Below are 13,849 nucleotides of genomic sequence, written 5' to 3'. Positions count from 1 at the left end.
TGGTGGCGGGTTTGCAGCTAACCCGCATCTGTTATAACCTACCGCTAAGGCTAATTGTTAGGGACATTGTGTCGCTTAAGACTACCTTTAGTTGAGCGGTAGCTGCCCAGTCAGGCAGTGATGGATTGTCAGAGAGATTTTAGGAGAAAGGTTGTGTTAATACTAACCAGAAGGATTGGCGAAACCGTTATTATTGGTGATGATGTTAAAATCACTGTGTTAGAGGTTCAGGGTAATCAAGTGCGTTTGGGCATCAGTGCTCCCAGAGAGGTTGAAGTGCACCGCGAAGAGATTTACCAGCGTATCCAGCAGGAAAAAGCCGGTAATAGTGATTCAGATAACCGCGGTAATCGTTAGTATCTGGGGTATTGAAATATCCCAGGCAAAAAAAAGCGCAGCTAAATAGCTGCGCTTTTTTGTTAGGGGGCCGCTTAGTGGGCGAAATGATCTCTGCGTAAGATCGGGTTTAACCAGCGGGTAAAGAAACCGGTAAACTCAATGGGGGCATCCGTTACTGTCAGGCAGATACACTCTTTATCTTCGGTGACCATTGGCTTGTGCTTATGGCGACCATCGCGAACAACAAAATCCCCTTCTTTATAAATACCGCTCTCATCAGAGAAGCTGCCCTCTAATAACAGAGTATATTCATCGCCAGTATGGGTGTGGCTTGGCACTTGGCCACCAGGCTTAATCCGCAGCATCTCTACCTTGGAGCCATTGCTGTCTGTAACCAGCTTGGCCGCTTGAATGGACGGCGATACATGGTGCCACTGCAATGAATCGTAATCATCAGGAATAAACTGCTGCAAGGCACGAGGTATACGTGAGTCACGGTTGATGACTGCCGGTTCTTCTTTCGGGGCATCATCAAGCATGGCAAGCACACTGCTCTTCAGGTCTTCGGAGGCCCTGGCCGGCTTTAAGTCTTCCATCATCTTCGCGCCCATGCTATTTAAGCGCATAAGGTTGGCGCGGCATTCGTCGCAGCGTTCCAAGTGAGTGGATACACAAAGTGCATGACTGAGCTGTAAGCTGCCCGCTGAAAATGCAGTGAGTAATTCCGGGGCTGGGTGGTGATTTGCCATCGATATCTACCTCTTTAACAACAATTCTAATTTCTGTAGTGCCAGACGGACACGGGATTTAACGGTTCCCAGCGGCAGTCCTAGTTCATCCGAAGTCTCCTGGTGGCTTTTACCCTCCAAATAGACCTTGGCCAATACTTGCGCCTGCTCAATGGGCAGTTGCTTTAAACCTTCATGGACCTTGCTCTCAACCCGCTGCTGCTGCGCTAGCTGGAAAGGGTCCGGACCTTCATCTTCCATATTATTGAAGATTTCGGTGGGATCGATATCAGTACTAAAGCGCCCATTGCGTCTTAGATAATCAATCCTGGAGTTTCTCGCCAGAGTAAATACCCAGGTGGAAACTGCCGCCATATCTGGCTTATAGGTATGGGCTTTGTTCCATACCTTGATCATTACCTCTTGGGCTAGCTCATCCGCAAGGAGGGCTGCTCCGGGCTCCCGGGCCAGGCTGTAAGAGCGCAGCAGGGGGGCAAAATGATCAAAAAGCTTCTCAAAGGCCTGTTTATCACGCTGATCGGCAACTTTCGCCATCAGTTCTTTCAGCATGGCGTTACGTTCAGCATTCGAGTCACTACCATTGCTGGTCGCTGTGGACATACGGGTCTTCCTCTGTAGGGAATTAGACATTATGTTCACCCATCATAGTGTGTTTCTCGCCTTTGGCCTATTGTATTTTTAGTTATCTACGGGCAAGGTCAAACACTGGATCACAGGACATCACAAGGCTTGCAGATATTATCGGGAAGTCTCTGATCCAATTAGGAAAAATAGGCGTACATTTTACAACGAGGATTTAGGCAGAAGAGGGGTCCCAGAGCCATTTTGGGGCGTTTCAAGCAGTCTGTTAAGTCGGGATAACAACGGACCGAATGTGGACATAGCGCACTATGAGTAAAAACAATATTATCGAACTATTTAAAGCCAGCTACGGCGATATGATGCAGCTGGACCTTGGCCGCCTTGACCAGCTCTATACCGATGATTTGGTGTTTAAAGACCCGGTACACCAGGTTCGGGGCCTGCCGGCGATGCAGGACTATATGGCGGATATTTCCACTAATGTGGATGAATGTCGCTTTGAGTTCCTCGACCAGTTAGTATCTGACAGTGCGGCCTATATGAAGTGGGATATGCACTTTCGCCACCCCAAGCTGGGCGGCGGCCACTTAATTACCGTTAGGGGCATTAGCCAGATTCATTTTGACGAGCGTATCCATTACCATGAAGATGCCTACGATATGGGGCAGATGGTCTATGAGCATATTCCTATGATTGGGGGTGTTACCCGCTGGCTAAAAGCCCGTTTAGCCACTTAACACCCCACTGCAAGGATAATAACAATGTCTACAGTTGACGTGGTAACCGGCGAGGTCATTTGGTTGACCGGCGCCAGTACTGGAATTGGCAGATCCCTGGCCATCCAATTAGCTTCCCAAGGTAATACAATTATCGCCAGCGCCAGGGGTCAGCAAGCGCTGAATGAATTGGCCGCCGAGCATAGTAATATTATTCCGCTTGCCTTTGATGTTAGCCGTCAGGACCTGATTGAAGAGGTACAGCAGCAGCTCAGCCAGCACAGTGGCTATCTGGACCGCGTGATTCTTAACGCCGGTACCTGTGAATACCTGGATATAGATACCCCCGATTGGGATATGATGCAGCGAGTGATGACGGTCAATTATTTTGGCACCATCAATGCCTTGGCTGCGGCCATGCCACTGCTGCAAGCTAGCCCCAAACCGCATATTGTCGGGGTTGTTTCACTGGCTACGGTCGTTCCTTTTTCCCGGGCTGAAGCTTACGGCTCATCCAAAGCCGCTTTGCAGTACTTCTTTGATTCCCTGCGGGTTGATCTGGTGAAAAAGCATATTGATGTCACTGTGATTAACCCCGGTTTTGTAAAAACCCCTTTAACCGATAAAAACGATTTCTCCATGCCGTTTTTAATGTCATCGGAGGAGGCGGCGCAGCGCATGGCCAAAGCGATAGGCAAAAGGCCCAGACAGTTTGATTTTCCCGGGCGCTTAAAGTGGCTGCTAAAAGCCCTGGGTTTTATACCTGCGCTTTGGAATAAAGTCATAGCGCCTTCGTTGCGCGTCTAAATAACATAATAAAACAGAGAATTATTCGTGAAAATAGCAGTGATTGGTTCAGGCATTTCAGGGTTAAGTGCAGCGTATTTGTTGCAGCATGATCATGAAATTACCGTTTTTGAAAGTGAAGACAGTATCGGTGGCCATACGGCAACCATGGATGTGAATGTTCAGGGTAAAGACTATGCAGTAGATACCGGTTTTATCGTTTATAACGATTGGACCTACCCCAACTTTATTCGGCTGATGGATGAGTTGGGTGTGGAGTCAAAGCCGACCGAAATGAGCTTTAGTGTGAGCTGTGAATTATCGGGTCTGGAGTACGGCGGCAATAACCTCAATACCTTATTTGCTCAGCGTAGCAATATTTTCAGCCCCTCCTACTTAAAGATGATTAAAGATATTCTGCGCTTTAATAAAGAGTCAATCGAAGACCTTGAGTCTGGAAAGATAGAAGAGGGTATGACCCTGGGGGAATACCTAAAGCGCAATGGCTATGGGGAAACCTTTGCCAGTAAATATTTAATCCCCATGGGCAGTGCTATCTGGTCCGCCTCCACGGACAGCATGTTTGATTTTCCGCTGCTCTTTTTTGTCCGTTTCTTTAAAAATCATGGTTTGTTAAGCGTTAATAATCGCCCCCAATGGCGGGTGATTAAAGGTGGTTCCAGAGAGTATCTGGAACCACTGACGGCGGGCTTTAAAGACCGTATCCGAGTGAATAGCCCGGTATCAACCGTTAGCCGCGATGAGTCCGGTGTTGATGTGACATTGGCCGATGGCAGCGTAGAACGCTTTGATCAGATTATCGTGGCCAGTCATAGTGATCAGGCCTTATCCATGCTGGGGGATGCTACAGTGGCTGAAAAAGAAGTACTAGGCGCGATTCCCTACCAGCAAAATGACGTAGTGCTGCATACCGATGACAGCATATTGCCCAATAAAAAACTGGCCTGGTCCAGCTGGAATTATTGGCTGCGCTCAGAGCGTCAGGAGCAGGCCATCCTGACCTACAATATGAATATCTTGCAGGGTATTGAGGCACCAGAAACATTCTGTGTCACTCTCAATGCCACCGAGTCTATTGATAATAATAAAATACTGGGGCAATACAGCTATAGCCACCCGGTATTTTCTTTAGAATCCGTCGCGGCCGCCGAGCGTTGGAGTGATATCAATGGGGTTAACCGCACCTGGTTTTGTGGTGCTTACTGGGCTAACGGTTTTCATGAGGACGGTGCCAGCAGTGGTATCCGCGTCGCCAAAGCTCTGGGTGCCAACTGGTAAGCTGATGAAAAGTGCAATTTATAAAGGCTGGGTCCGCCACCGTCGTTATACACCCAAGCAGCATAGCTTGCAGTATCAAGTGTTTATGATGTTGCTGGACCTGTCTGAGTTGGATCAGGTGTTTAATGGCACTCGCCTGTGGTCCACCCAAGGCTGGGCTCTGGCTCGCTTTAAGCGCTCGGATTTTTTGGGTGACCCCGCCGTTCCGCTGGATACTGCGGTCAGGCAGCAGGTAGAAAAGCAAACCGGTGTTTATCCTGAGGGGCCGATCCGTTTATTAAGCAATCTGCGCTATTTTGGTTTAATTATGAACCCCATCAGCTGTTACTACTGTTTTGATAAGCAGGAGCAGCTGCAATATATTATTGCAGAGGTAAATAATACCCCTTGGGATGAGCGTCATTGTTATGTGCTGCCCTGTGAGCCAAACCGGCAATACCAGCGTATAAGTTTTAACAAAGATTTTCATGTGTCGCCCTTTAATCCGATGGATGTGCGATACGACTGGCGTAGCAGCTTGCCGGAGGACAGTTTACGCATCAATATGCAAAACTGGCGTGGTGAAGCTGATAATGAAGCGATGGAGTTTGACGCCACTCTGGTCCTGCAGCGAGAAGAGATTAGTGCCGCCAAATTACGGCGCTTAGTCTGGAGTTATCCGCTCATGACCTTAAAGGTAATAGCGGGTATTTACTGGGAAGCTGCTAAACTGTTTATTAAAGGCGTGCCAGTATTTGATCACCCTAAAAATAATGAGCCAGAAAAGCCATTAGCTCAGCCGTAATCGAATAACGGATGAGCCAATCAATCAAGCAACGGGAAACAAATAGGATAAAATACCTATGAGCATTGCAAGCATCAATGACAATAAAGCCAGCCGCGAAGTCAAAGCCAGTTTTTGGGACGCGATGGCAAAAAAAGCCTTACTCAAGGCGATGTCACATATCACCAAAGGCCGCCTGGTACTGCAAGAAGATGGCGAGGTCTATGAGTTTGGTGAGTCGGCAGATAAGGCAGAGCTGATTGCCCATGTCTTTATCCATCACCCCTCAACCTATAAAGATATTTTATTCGGTGGTTCTATCGGCTCCGCTGAAGCTTATATGTTAGGTAGTTGGTCATCTTCCAGCTTGCTGGATGTGATTCGCTTAATGACATTAAATCTGGAAATGCTCAATAAAATGGATAACACACGCCCCATTTTAAACCGTATTTCTTCAAAAATTATGCATGTGCTAAATGCCAATACCCAGAGCGGCTCTCGAAAAAATATCTCCGCCCACTACGATTTGGGTAACGACTTTTTCTCTTTATTCCTAGACCCCACCATGATGTATTCCTCGGCTATCTTTCCTTCAGAAGATGCAAGTTTGGAAGAGGCTTCATTATTTAAGCTGGACAGCATTTGTAAAAAGCTGCGCTTAAGTGAAGATGATCATTTAATGGAAGTGGGAACCGGTTGGGGTGGTTTGGCTATTCATGCAGCTAAAAACTATGGCTGTAAAGTGACCACCACCACCATCTCGCAGGAGCAATATGACTTTGCCTGTGCTGCGGTTAAGCGCGAAGGTCTGGAAGATAAAGTCACTTTATTGCTGGAAGATTATCGTGACCTGGAAGGCAAGTACGATAAATTGGTTTCTATTGAAATGATCGAAGCAGTTGGCCATGAGTACTACGATAACTACTTTGCTAAATGTTCCAGCCTGCTAAAAGACGATGGTCTGATGTTAATCCAGGCGATTACCATTGCCGACCAGCGCTATCAGGAAGCCAAACGTACGGTTGATTTTATCCAGCGTTACATTTTCCCTGGAGGCTGCTTGCCCTCCAATGAAATTATTGCGCAATGTGTGTCGCGCAATACCGATATGATGATTGTTAATCACCACGATATTGGTTTGGATTACGCCAAAACATTGGCCGAATGGCGCAAGCGGTTCCATGCTGAAATGGAAACTGTTAAGCAGATGGGCTTTGACGATATCTTCTGTCGGATGTGGGAATTTTATCTTTGTTACTGTGAGGGAGGCTTTGCCGAACGTGCTATCAGTACTGCGCAAATCGTATTCGCAAAACCGGGCGCAAGAGCGATTGCTCCTGCTCATTAAGGGTGCGGCGAATAAAAAACTTCTAAATGCTGCCTTGTTTCAGTTGGGTTGGTTTGCCTGTGTGTTAGGCGGTGATGTGGTGGCTTTTGTTGTGACTGTCGCCATTCTTTGCATTCATGAATTGTTTATTGTTAATAAGCGATTTGAGTGGCCATTGATCACCATTATTGCTCTAACAGGCTTTGTTGTAGATAACGCATTGACTCAGTTCGGGGTGTTTTCTTTTCAATCCCCGTCACTGCTGTATATCCCACTGTGGTTACTTTGTCTCTGGGTGTTATTTGCCACTACCTTAAATCATAGCCTTGGCTGGTTAAAAGAGCGTTTATGGCTGGCTGCGTTATTGGGCGCTATTTCAGGGCCGATGTCCTACCTTGCCGGTAGTAAATTGGCTGATGTGGCCTTGTCTACGCCGCCGTTATTTTCAATGCTTTGTATTAGTTTGTGTTGGGCAATACTATTGCCTGCCTTCTATTACTATATCCGCTCCCGGGAAGCTAGCTAGTTATGGCTGCCCGCCTGATAAAAAGCTGCGCTCTGTTATTGCTACTGTCGTCCGCCGCTTATGCTGAAAAGCTTACGGTAATTGGCGATGCCTATGCGCTGGGCGGTGAGACTTTGCTTTACCGTGAATACCACTATTACTCAGAGGATGGTATGGATCATCGGGTGGTATATATCGCCCCGGATAATAGCAAAATAGCTGAGAAGTCCCTTAACTACCGCCCGGGGAAGTCTACCCCTGAGGTGAATCATCAGGCTTGGCTATACCCTGAAAAAATTCAAATAGCCTGGGACAGTGATCAGCTGGCACTCGCTTATACCGATAATGACGCAGAACAAAAAACCGCCACACTGGATGCCAATTGGCCACTGGTGATAGATGCTGGCTTTGATAACTATGTGCGAGAAAATTGGCCGTCACTGCTAACCGGAGCCAGTCTGGAATTTTACTTTCCGGCACCCACGCGGATGAGCTTGGTTAATTTAATGATTAAGCAAAAACTTTGCGCAGCAGAGCGCCAGAATGATGTCTGTTTTTCGGTCAACTCTTCTAACTGGTTTATTCGGCTACTATTAGACCCTATTGAACTTAGCTATGATAAAGATACCCAGCAACTAAGCCGTTTCAGGGGGTTGGGCAATATGATGGATAAGGAGGGCAATGGCCTAAAGGTGGATATTCGCTATCGCTATCAGGGCTTATGTGTGGATGAGGCCCTTTGCGCCCCTTTGCTATCGGAGGCTACTCCTCAATAGGCGCGATTTAGCGGGGTGGCCCCTGTATTGTGCGCCAGGTTTCATCACACTCAATGGCTCCTCGGTCTTTGCTTAGCCTGACACAGGGGGGTAGCTCAAAATGACCCTCAATTAAGTCAAAGTCTACCGGCTCAGTCACAAAGCAAATGGTGGCTGCCATATCATTGTGCCAGCGATCGGCTCTCGCCAGTGTATTGCCGTTAGCCAGCAGCAGCTCAATAATGGCCTCCATATGGGCATAGGGCGGCTCATTGTTGGCTTGGTATTCCAGTACTGTTTTCATGGTTATAAGAGCCTTTGGTGGCGAATTTTGGTAAACCCAATAACGATCTAATATTCCCTTACGAAAATCAAGAAATCTTAACACTATAAAGTGTTAAGAATAGTTTGGGCCGGTAGATTATTAGGGAAGCTTGGGTGACAATGTTGCCCTTACTATTGTCGTGTACTACGACTCAGGCAGACATTTACAGAGCGCAAATATCTATGCTGGATCCCGATACCAAGAAAAGCTATGGCGTTACCTCCGCCATATTGGCCTGGCTGGTTTTCTTTAGTTTTACCATTACCTTTATCGTTTCAGTATCCTGGCCGTTAATGAATGTGGGCGACCCTGACCGGGATTTTCGCCGCGCCCTGCATATGACCCTGGGGGTGATTACCTTTGTCTTCGTGACACTGCGGCTATTGTGGTGGGCCAAGAACCCAAGGCCGCAAGCGCCCAAGGGCATGACAGAGAATGCCTACGGTTTATCTCGCTTGACCTTATTGTTTCTTTATATTGATGTACTGGGCCTGGGCATTAGCGGTTTTATGAATAGCTGGGCTATGGGCTATGAAGTCAGTATGTTTGGTTTGTTTACCCTGCCGATACTTGAAGGCTGGACCGTCACTTTTTCTGGCTACGCTCATAGCGTATTTCTGTTTTTCAATAATGTAATAATGCTGACTTACCTGGTGGTATTTGTTTACCACGCGCTGCGCTATAAGGTAGGTTTCCGTAGAATGCTGCCCGGCATGCATGTGTAAGGTTTGGGGAATAATTAATGGGTTACTCTAAAAATTCTAATCAAACCGATAGCTACACGTTATCTGCCAAATTATTGCACGGTGGTTTTTTTGCCATTGTTTTTGGTTGCTGCCTGATGATGCCTTACTGGCAGTTTGGCGTGGTACCGTTTACTTCTGACCGGGAAATTACCGCCGTATATACCGACATAGAACTGTCGCCTATTATGCCTGAAGACGCACTTGAGCTTGAGGTAATGGACAATGAGTTCCGCTGGTGTCGTTACTGCCATGTGATGCAGCCCGGTGCTGCGGAAGAACCCGGCCCAACTCTATACCGTATTTTTGGTCGCCAGGCCGCCACTATTCCAGGGTTCTATTATTCCGAAGCCTTTATTGGTGCCGGTGAGCAAAAACTTATCTGGACGGAACAAACCATCGATGAGTTTATTACCGATCCGCAGGCCTATATACCCGGTAACCGTATGAACCATGGCCCGGTGGTGATATCGGACCCTGAGCGGCGCAAGCGTGTTATCAACCTGTTAAAGAAATGGACCGCTGTCGGCAGTACCGTTGAAGAAGAGTATTTAAAAGCAGAATTGGAAAAAGCGAAACAAGCACAATAAATAATTGAGGTGATAATCATGAACAGCGTAATAAAAGCAATGAGTGCCGGTATTATTTTAGCGGTAGCCAGTAGCGCAGTCTTTGCCGGTGGCCATAAAAACGCCATGAAGGACCCAAAACAAATGGAAGCCTTTCTGGATAAAAAGCTGGATAAAACCACCGGGCTTGAAGGTCAGGAAACTGCGCTGGGTGAAGGCGTATTAGCCATGGTTAAAGATATGACTCCCAAAGCTAAGGAGTTGGATCCAGCTGTTATGGGTCACTATGTCAATATGGCTGTTAAGACCATGAATCACCAAAAAGCTTACCAGCATGAATTTAATGATGCGTTGGTAAAACTGCACCTGACTGCAGTGTCATTTGCTAAAGACCAGGGTATGTATAAAGAACTGGTTGATAACGATATTAAAACCACTGAGTTTATGATGAAGCGTATTGCCGCTGGCATCAAAATGACTGGCCGTAAAGATTATGCCTTAAAAGCTGTTTTTGAGCAGACTACGTGTTTTTATCAATTGGTGGATGACCTGAAATGGACCAGCCCTACCAGTGTGAGCTATACCAGCCCTTATGGGCATGTATTAAAGGTGAGTCAAAAAGTCGGTATCTTCAAGAATCTGACAGAGAAAGAAGTGCATGACAACTATACTATCCCTCGCTATAAGCGCTATGGTGAAATTATGGGTGTTGAATTAGCTGTTTCTGACCTCGGTGAAAATGGTGAAGTGACTGTCAGCATCGTTGAGTAAATAGCCAGACAGTACAGTATAAAAAATTTTAATATTCAGGAGCAAACTATGAAAACCAACCGCAGAGAGTTTATCGGTTTTAGTGCAGGTAGCGTCGCAGTTGCTGCCAGTGGCCTAAGCCTTTCTTCATTAACTCGTGCAGAAACAGCTGCCGAGCATAATGCTGAAGAATTGGCCGCTTGTTACGCCAATCCATTTTCAACCCATGCTATGCCAAGTTTATTAAGCCCAGTCGTCGATGTGACTGGCTTTGAAAATCACAATAAATAATTGAAGAGAATAGGGCTACTATTATGATGACATTAAAAGGCTTTAACGACTCGCGTCTGCCAAAAGATTTTCCGCTGAATTTAAATGATCCGCAAACTAACTTAACCGAATTTACCCGCTTAATGGGTAGTGCCAACCCTGAAGAAGAAACCATTGGTTACTACGGTGGTCACTTGTTTGCTTCTCTGCCCGGTAAAAAATTAATTCCATTATTAGGTCTTGAGGGTATCGGTGTTAGCCGTATGGAAACACAGCCCGACGGTAATGTGCATGTATTTCACCGTGAAATCGGTTACTACAGCGATATTCGCACCGGTGAATATATTGACTGGTGGCATAATCCATTAATCGACGACAAGGTCGAGGTTTACCATATTAAAAATATGCAGGTAAACAACAAGATGGCGGCCATGAATGAGTTTGAAATGGATAACACCGTGATCAAAGTCCCTTTTCCTTCAATGTGGGACTTTATGGGTGCAACCGGCGTCAACAACTTTGAGCTGCATATGGAGTTACCTTCGCTGCTGACTAAAGAAAAGTGGCCCCGCGAATATGCCGGTCCAATGACTAAAGTGTCGGAAATGTTTTTGCGCCAGTTTGATACAGCTGACTTATTAAATCCCAAGCTGGATAGTATTCCTAATATGGGTTCATGGTCGCGTATCGCCACCTGGTTCCCGTGGATGTTAATGGGCGAAATGCCAGGAGAAATTGTTTTCCGTACTCACTCACTGAAGTTACGCAACGGTATCGATGATATTCCTGCCCAGCTTCGTGCAAAAATTGAGAAAGAAGATCCTGAGCACTTCCAGGCGCCACCAAGCTCCAGTTGGGGCAAGCAGAATGAGTCGTCATTTACTAACTACTTACGTGACCGCAAACCGGTTCCTGTTAAGAAGTAATCCAGACGATTTTGTTCAACAGATAGTACGGCGTATAACTAAAGGCACTCAATGAGTGCCTTCGGTCATTTTAATCATAGATTTTTTCCTTTGGAGGCTGTAGTCCAACGATGAATATTCCAGGAATAAAGCGGTTATTAGCGGTAGCAGCATCGAGTGTAGTGATTGCCGCCTGTGCACCACAGGCTGATAATACGGCGGCGGTTGAAAAAAATACAATGCCCATCGATAACACCCCGGTCGTTGGCCCTACGCCCATTGAAGAGCGTATTGCGATTGTTAATACCGGTTGGGGAACGCCTATCGGTAACAGTCCTGAATATCGGGAAGGGCTGGGCAACCGTGCCTATCGCGGTCCAAGACAAACCTCCGAACAGGAAAAATGTACTGAAAGTTATTTGGGTGAATGGCCATACCGGGTTAAGCAGGGCTTAATTCCTTACGCCGTTGCATATAAAACCCCCATGCTGGAAAAACTCTATGATGGTTTAGGTGTTTATAAATACGATGCCGAAGCCAAGACCTATACCAATATTGTTTATCCCAAAATGATATTAACCAGCAATGAAGTCCGCAAGATGAAAATCAAGCCGGCGACAACCATCAAATTACCTATTGAGCGCTTAAACCTTAACCCTGATCCACGTACCGGTGAAGATTACCTGTCGGATTATTTTGTGATTAAGCACCCCAATGGTATTCATGATTTAGATGAAATTGGTCGCTTGACGGATGTGCGTTTAACCTTTGTGGAAGGTATGGATCCGAACGAAGAGCCGCACCTGAATGAAACCTATGTCATCCTGCATAGTGGTACGAAAAAAATCTTAGTCGATATGTTTGGTGACAAAATTGACTTCCGTACGGGTTATTATGAATCCGTTCCCGGTCAAAGTGTGCGTCACGATGATCTGGCTGTGCAGATGGTCAGAGAAGGTCATAAGAAAATGGTCGTCTCTCGGGAAACCACCGACTATAACAATTATGCGATTTATACCATGGGCCGTGGTTGGATAGACTACACCCTGTGTATGAATGATATTGAAATTGGTAAAGACAAAGATATTGAAATACATGATGTGCGTCAGGTGGGCCGTAATCCGGAATATAATAAACTGGTGGTAGATCTGGTAGCCAAGCATATTAAAAACTTCCCGGAAGGCGAAGAGGTGTCTATTCTTTATACCAACTACGGTATGCCATGGCCGGGTGGTAACCCTAACGGCAATATGTCCAGCCCACAGCCCTTGGCTAAAGAAACCTTTCACGAAAATGGTTTTAATAACTTCCTTAGTGCCAAGCATTACTTGATAGCGGCCTTTGATGAGTCCAATGGTGGTAAGTGGAAGCTAAACTTTAGTAAGTCTGGCGGTACCGGCGGTGAAGAGTCGCGTACCAATAGCTTATATAGTTATGCGATGCAGGGGACCAATAAAGTCAGTTTTGAAGACGACCCATTAGACTTCCCGAATATCCGTGAAAATCTGGATATCGCTATTCCAAAAGACAAGCGCAAAAATATTATTATCGTAACCTCCCATTGGTTTGGTGATAACGAAGATACTAAAGTGGTTATCCGTGATTTAAATAACCTGCCTTATAACTCCAAAGAAGAGTTTAAAAACCATGAGTTTTGGGTCAGCTGGTGTGAGCGTTATACCGAAGACGGCACGGTTGAGCAGCAGGTGATTGAAGATACCGCGCAATGTGATGATGACTGGACTCGCATTACCTTGACGGATGTATTCTATAAGCAAATTCCTGACTTTAATGTTGGCTATGCGATGCGTATTCGCGGTGCGGTCGAGCGCTACGGTGTATTCCCTAATCTGGATATTGATATCGCTGCTGAAGGTGCTATCACTAAAGCCGGTGGTGGTGCTGTTGAAGTAACCCAGGGTGAATTAGCTGGCGCCAAGCTATGGGTACACCCAGACTATAAGCCAGGTATCCCTGAAGATTTAACCTACTTTGATGTCTTTAAGCCTAAGGGGCGCTATAAAAATGTGGGCGAAGATGCCTTCCGTCCCTTTAATGAGTTTACCAAGCCTGAAGACCATGCCTGGTCAGCCTGGGATGATTTTACCGGCTATATCGGTACTCAGGGTATGGCCAAGCCGGGTGTGGCATTAAAGGCCCCTAAAGCAGCCATCTCTTCGGTGATTTACTTTGGCCCTTACCGTACCTTATTTAATGCACCATCGGTTATTACCATGCCCTATGACAAGAGCAAGGTAAGCGATGCTGCCAATATTCAGGTGATGATTTATAACGACCTGACCAGTGAATATGACCCTGTTTATGGTGTGCCCGGTGGCCAGCCAATGAGAGTGGATGAAGCGGCTGGTACTGTTAGCTTTGATGTTCAGGCGTTGGGTAATTTTGTATTGGTGCAAGGTAGCTAGTTCGGGTAGCTAGCTTTGGTGAACAAGCAACGCCAGATTT

17 protein-coding genes are annotated in these 13,849 nt (G+C 46.4%); 14 read left to right on the top strand and 3 right to left on the bottom strand.

Annotated features, from left to right (window positions below):
• Positions 1-153: 153 nt before the first annotated feature.
• A complete protein-coding gene (gene csrA / locus BST96_RS04460; RefSeq protein ID WP_085757544.1) occupies positions 154-357 on the top strand; it encodes a carbon storage regulator CsrA in 204 nt (67 codons plus the stop codon).
• 74 nt (positions 358-431) lie between these two features.
• Here the strand turns inward: csrA and BST96_RS04455 are convergent, their stop codons facing one another.
• Positions 432-1,088 (bottom strand): ChrR family anti-sigma-E factor, encoded by a 657-nt coding sequence (locus BST96_RS04455; RefSeq protein ID WP_085757543.1) that lies wholly within the window; start codon positions 1,086-1,088, stop codon positions 432-434.
• A 6-nt stretch (positions 1,089-1,094) separates the two neighbouring features.
• Positions 1,095-1,688, bottom strand: a complete 594-nt coding sequence (locus tag BST96_RS04450) for a sigma-70 family RNA polymerase sigma factor (RefSeq protein ID WP_085757542.1) — start codon at positions 1,686-1,688, stop codon at positions 1,095-1,097.
• Between the two features lie 290 nt (positions 1,689-1,978).
• Between BST96_RS04450 and BST96_RS04445 the strand changes: the two genes are divergently transcribed.
• The 7 genes from BST96_RS04445 to BST96_RS04415 are packed head-to-tail and all read left to right on the top strand — an operon-like array spanning position 1,979 to position 7,842.
• On the top strand, positions 1,979-2,407 hold the full coding sequence (locus tag BST96_RS04445; RefSeq protein WP_085757541.1) for a nuclear transport factor 2 family protein: 429 nt from the start codon (positions 1,979-1,981) through the stop codon (positions 2,405-2,407).
• A gap of 24 nt (positions 2,408-2,431) precedes the next feature.
• Entirely contained in the window at positions 2,432-3,193 is a 762-nt protein-coding gene (locus BST96_RS04440) for an SDR family NAD(P)-dependent oxidoreductase (RefSeq protein WP_085757540.1), read from the top strand.
• Positions 3,194-3,220: 27 nt separating this feature from the next.
• Complete coding sequence (locus BST96_RS04435) at positions 3,221-4,471, top strand: NAD(P)/FAD-dependent oxidoreductase (protein ID WP_085757539.1); 1,251 nt, start codon at positions 3,221-3,223, stop codon at positions 4,469-4,471.
• 4 nt (positions 4,472-4,475) lie between these two features.
• Positions 4,476-5,255 carry a DUF1365 domain-containing protein gene (locus BST96_RS04430; protein ID WP_085757538.1) on the top strand — a complete coding sequence of 260 codons (780 nt, stop codon included), beginning with the start codon at positions 4,476-4,478 and terminating at the stop codon, positions 5,253-5,255.
• 58 nt (positions 5,256-5,313) lie between these two features.
• On the top strand, positions 5,314-6,582 hold the full coding sequence (locus BST96_RS04425; protein WP_085757537.1) for an SAM-dependent methyltransferase: 1,269 nt from the start codon (positions 5,314-5,316) through the stop codon (positions 6,580-6,582).
• Positions 6,566-7,087 carry a DUF2878 domain-containing protein gene (locus tag BST96_RS04420; RefSeq protein WP_169713908.1) on the top strand — a complete coding sequence of 174 codons (522 nt, stop codon included), beginning with the start codon at positions 6,566-6,568 and terminating at the stop codon, positions 7,085-7,087. Before BST96_RS04425 ends, BST96_RS04420 begins: the two co-directional genes overlap by 17 nt.
• A 2-nt stretch (positions 7,088-7,089) precedes the next feature.
• Complete coding sequence (locus BST96_RS04415; protein ID WP_085757535.1) at positions 7,090-7,842, top strand: hypothetical protein; 753 nt, start codon at positions 7,090-7,092, stop codon at positions 7,840-7,842.
• Positions 7,843-7,849: 7 nt separating this feature from the next.
• On the opposite strand, the gene BST96_RS04410 is transcribed toward BST96_RS04415, so the two are convergent.
• On the bottom strand, positions 7,850-8,125 hold the full coding sequence (locus tag BST96_RS04410; protein ID WP_085757534.1) for a hypothetical protein: 276 nt from the start codon (positions 8,123-8,125) through the stop codon (positions 7,850-7,852).
• A 203-nt stretch (positions 8,126-8,328) separates the two neighbouring features.
• Between BST96_RS04410 and BST96_RS04405 the strand changes: the two genes are divergently transcribed.
• The 6 genes from BST96_RS04405 (at position 8,329) to BST96_RS04380 (ending at position 13,809) form a co-directional block, all read left to right on the top strand.
• Positions 8,329-8,871, top strand: a complete 543-nt coding sequence (locus BST96_RS04405; protein ID WP_169713907.1) for a cytochrome b — start codon at positions 8,329-8,331, stop codon at positions 8,869-8,871.
• A gap of 17 nt (positions 8,872-8,888) precedes the next feature.
• A complete protein-coding gene (locus BST96_RS04400; protein WP_085757532.1) occupies positions 8,889-9,479 on the top strand; it encodes a c-type cytochrome in 591 nt (196 codons plus the stop codon).
• A gap of 18 nt (positions 9,480-9,497) precedes the next feature.
• Complete coding sequence (locus BST96_RS04395) at positions 9,498-10,229, top strand: hypothetical protein (RefSeq protein WP_085757531.1); 732 nt, start codon at positions 9,498-9,500, stop codon at positions 10,227-10,229.
• Positions 10,230-10,277: 48 nt separating this feature from the next.
• The gene (locus BST96_RS04390) at positions 10,278-10,499 is read left to right on the top strand and encodes a hypothetical protein (RefSeq protein ID WP_085757530.1); all 222 of its coding nucleotides are present in this window, start codon (positions 10,278-10,280) and stop codon (positions 10,497-10,499) included.
• Positions 10,500-10,522: 23 nt separating this feature from the next.
• The gene (locus tag BST96_RS04385) at positions 10,523-11,404 is read left to right on the top strand and encodes a DUF1838 family protein (RefSeq protein WP_085757529.1); all 882 of its coding nucleotides are present in this window, start codon (positions 10,523-10,525) and stop codon (positions 11,402-11,404) included.
• A gap of 110 nt (positions 11,405-11,514) precedes the next feature.
• Positions 11,515-13,809, top strand: coding sequence for a hypothetical protein (locus BST96_RS04380; protein ID WP_157117850.1), 2,295 nt, complete (start codon positions 11,515-11,517; stop codon positions 13,807-13,809).
• Positions 13,810-13,849: the final 40 nt, after the last annotated feature.

This window comes from Oceanicoccus sagamiensis (genome assembly GCF_002117105.1).
GTDB classification, from domain to species: Bacteria; Pseudomonadota; Gammaproteobacteria; order Pseudomonadales; family Dasaniaceae; genus Oceanicoccus; species Oceanicoccus sagamiensis.
The sequence above is the reverse complement of the archived record's forward strand: the minus strand, read 5'-3'. Positions and strand labels throughout refer to the sequence as shown.

Bases quoted from the DNA above. Each gene is read 5' to 3' on its own strand.
- BST96_RS04380 (WP_157117850.1), top strand. From the start codon at position 11,515: ATGAATATTCCAGGAATAAAGCGGTTATTAGCGGTAGCAGCATCGAGT.
- BST96_RS04455 (WP_085757543.1), bottom strand. From the start codon at position 1,088: ATGGCAAATCACCACCCAGCCCCGGAATTACTCACTGCATTTTCAGCG.
- BST96_RS04430 (WP_085757538.1), top strand. From the start codon at position 4,476: ATGAAAAGTGCAATTTATAAAGGCTGGGTCCGCCACCGTCGTTATACA.
- BST96_RS04450 (WP_085757542.1), bottom strand. From the start codon at position 1,688: ATGTCCACAGCGACCAGCAATGGTAGTGACTCGAATGCTGAACGTAAC.
- BST96_RS04400 (WP_085757532.1), top strand. From the start codon at position 8,889: ATGGGTTACTCTAAAAATTCTAATCAAACCGATAGCTACACGTTATCT.
- BST96_RS04425 (WP_085757537.1), top strand. From the start codon at position 5,314: ATGAGCATTGCAAGCATCAATGACAATAAAGCCAGCCGCGAAGTCAAA.
- BST96_RS04385 (WP_085757529.1), top strand. From the start codon at position 10,523: ATGATGACATTAAAAGGCTTTAACGACTCGCGTCTGCCAAAAGATTTT.
- BST96_RS04440 (WP_085757540.1), top strand. From the start codon at position 2,432: ATGTCTACAGTTGACGTGGTAACCGGCGAGGTCATTTGGTTGACCGGC.
- BST96_RS04415 (WP_085757535.1), top strand. From the start codon at position 7,090: ATGGCTGCCCGCCTGATAAAAAGCTGCGCTCTGTTATTGCTACTGTCG.
- BST96_RS04445 (WP_085757541.1), top strand. From the start codon at position 1,979: ATGAGTAAAAACAATATTATCGAACTATTTAAAGCCAGCTACGGCGAT.
- BST96_RS04390 (WP_085757530.1), top strand. From the start codon at position 10,278: ATGAAAACCAACCGCAGAGAGTTTATCGGTTTTAGTGCAGGTAGCGTC.
- BST96_RS04395 (WP_085757531.1), top strand. From the start codon at position 9,498: ATGAACAGCGTAATAAAAGCAATGAGTGCCGGTATTATTTTAGCGGTA.
- BST96_RS04405 (WP_169713907.1), top strand. From the start codon at position 8,329: ATGCTGGATCCCGATACCAAGAAAAGCTATGGCGTTACCTCCGCCATA.
- BST96_RS04410 (WP_085757534.1), bottom strand. From the start codon at position 8,125: ATGAAAACAGTACTGGAATACCAAGCCAACAATGAGCCGCCCTATGCC.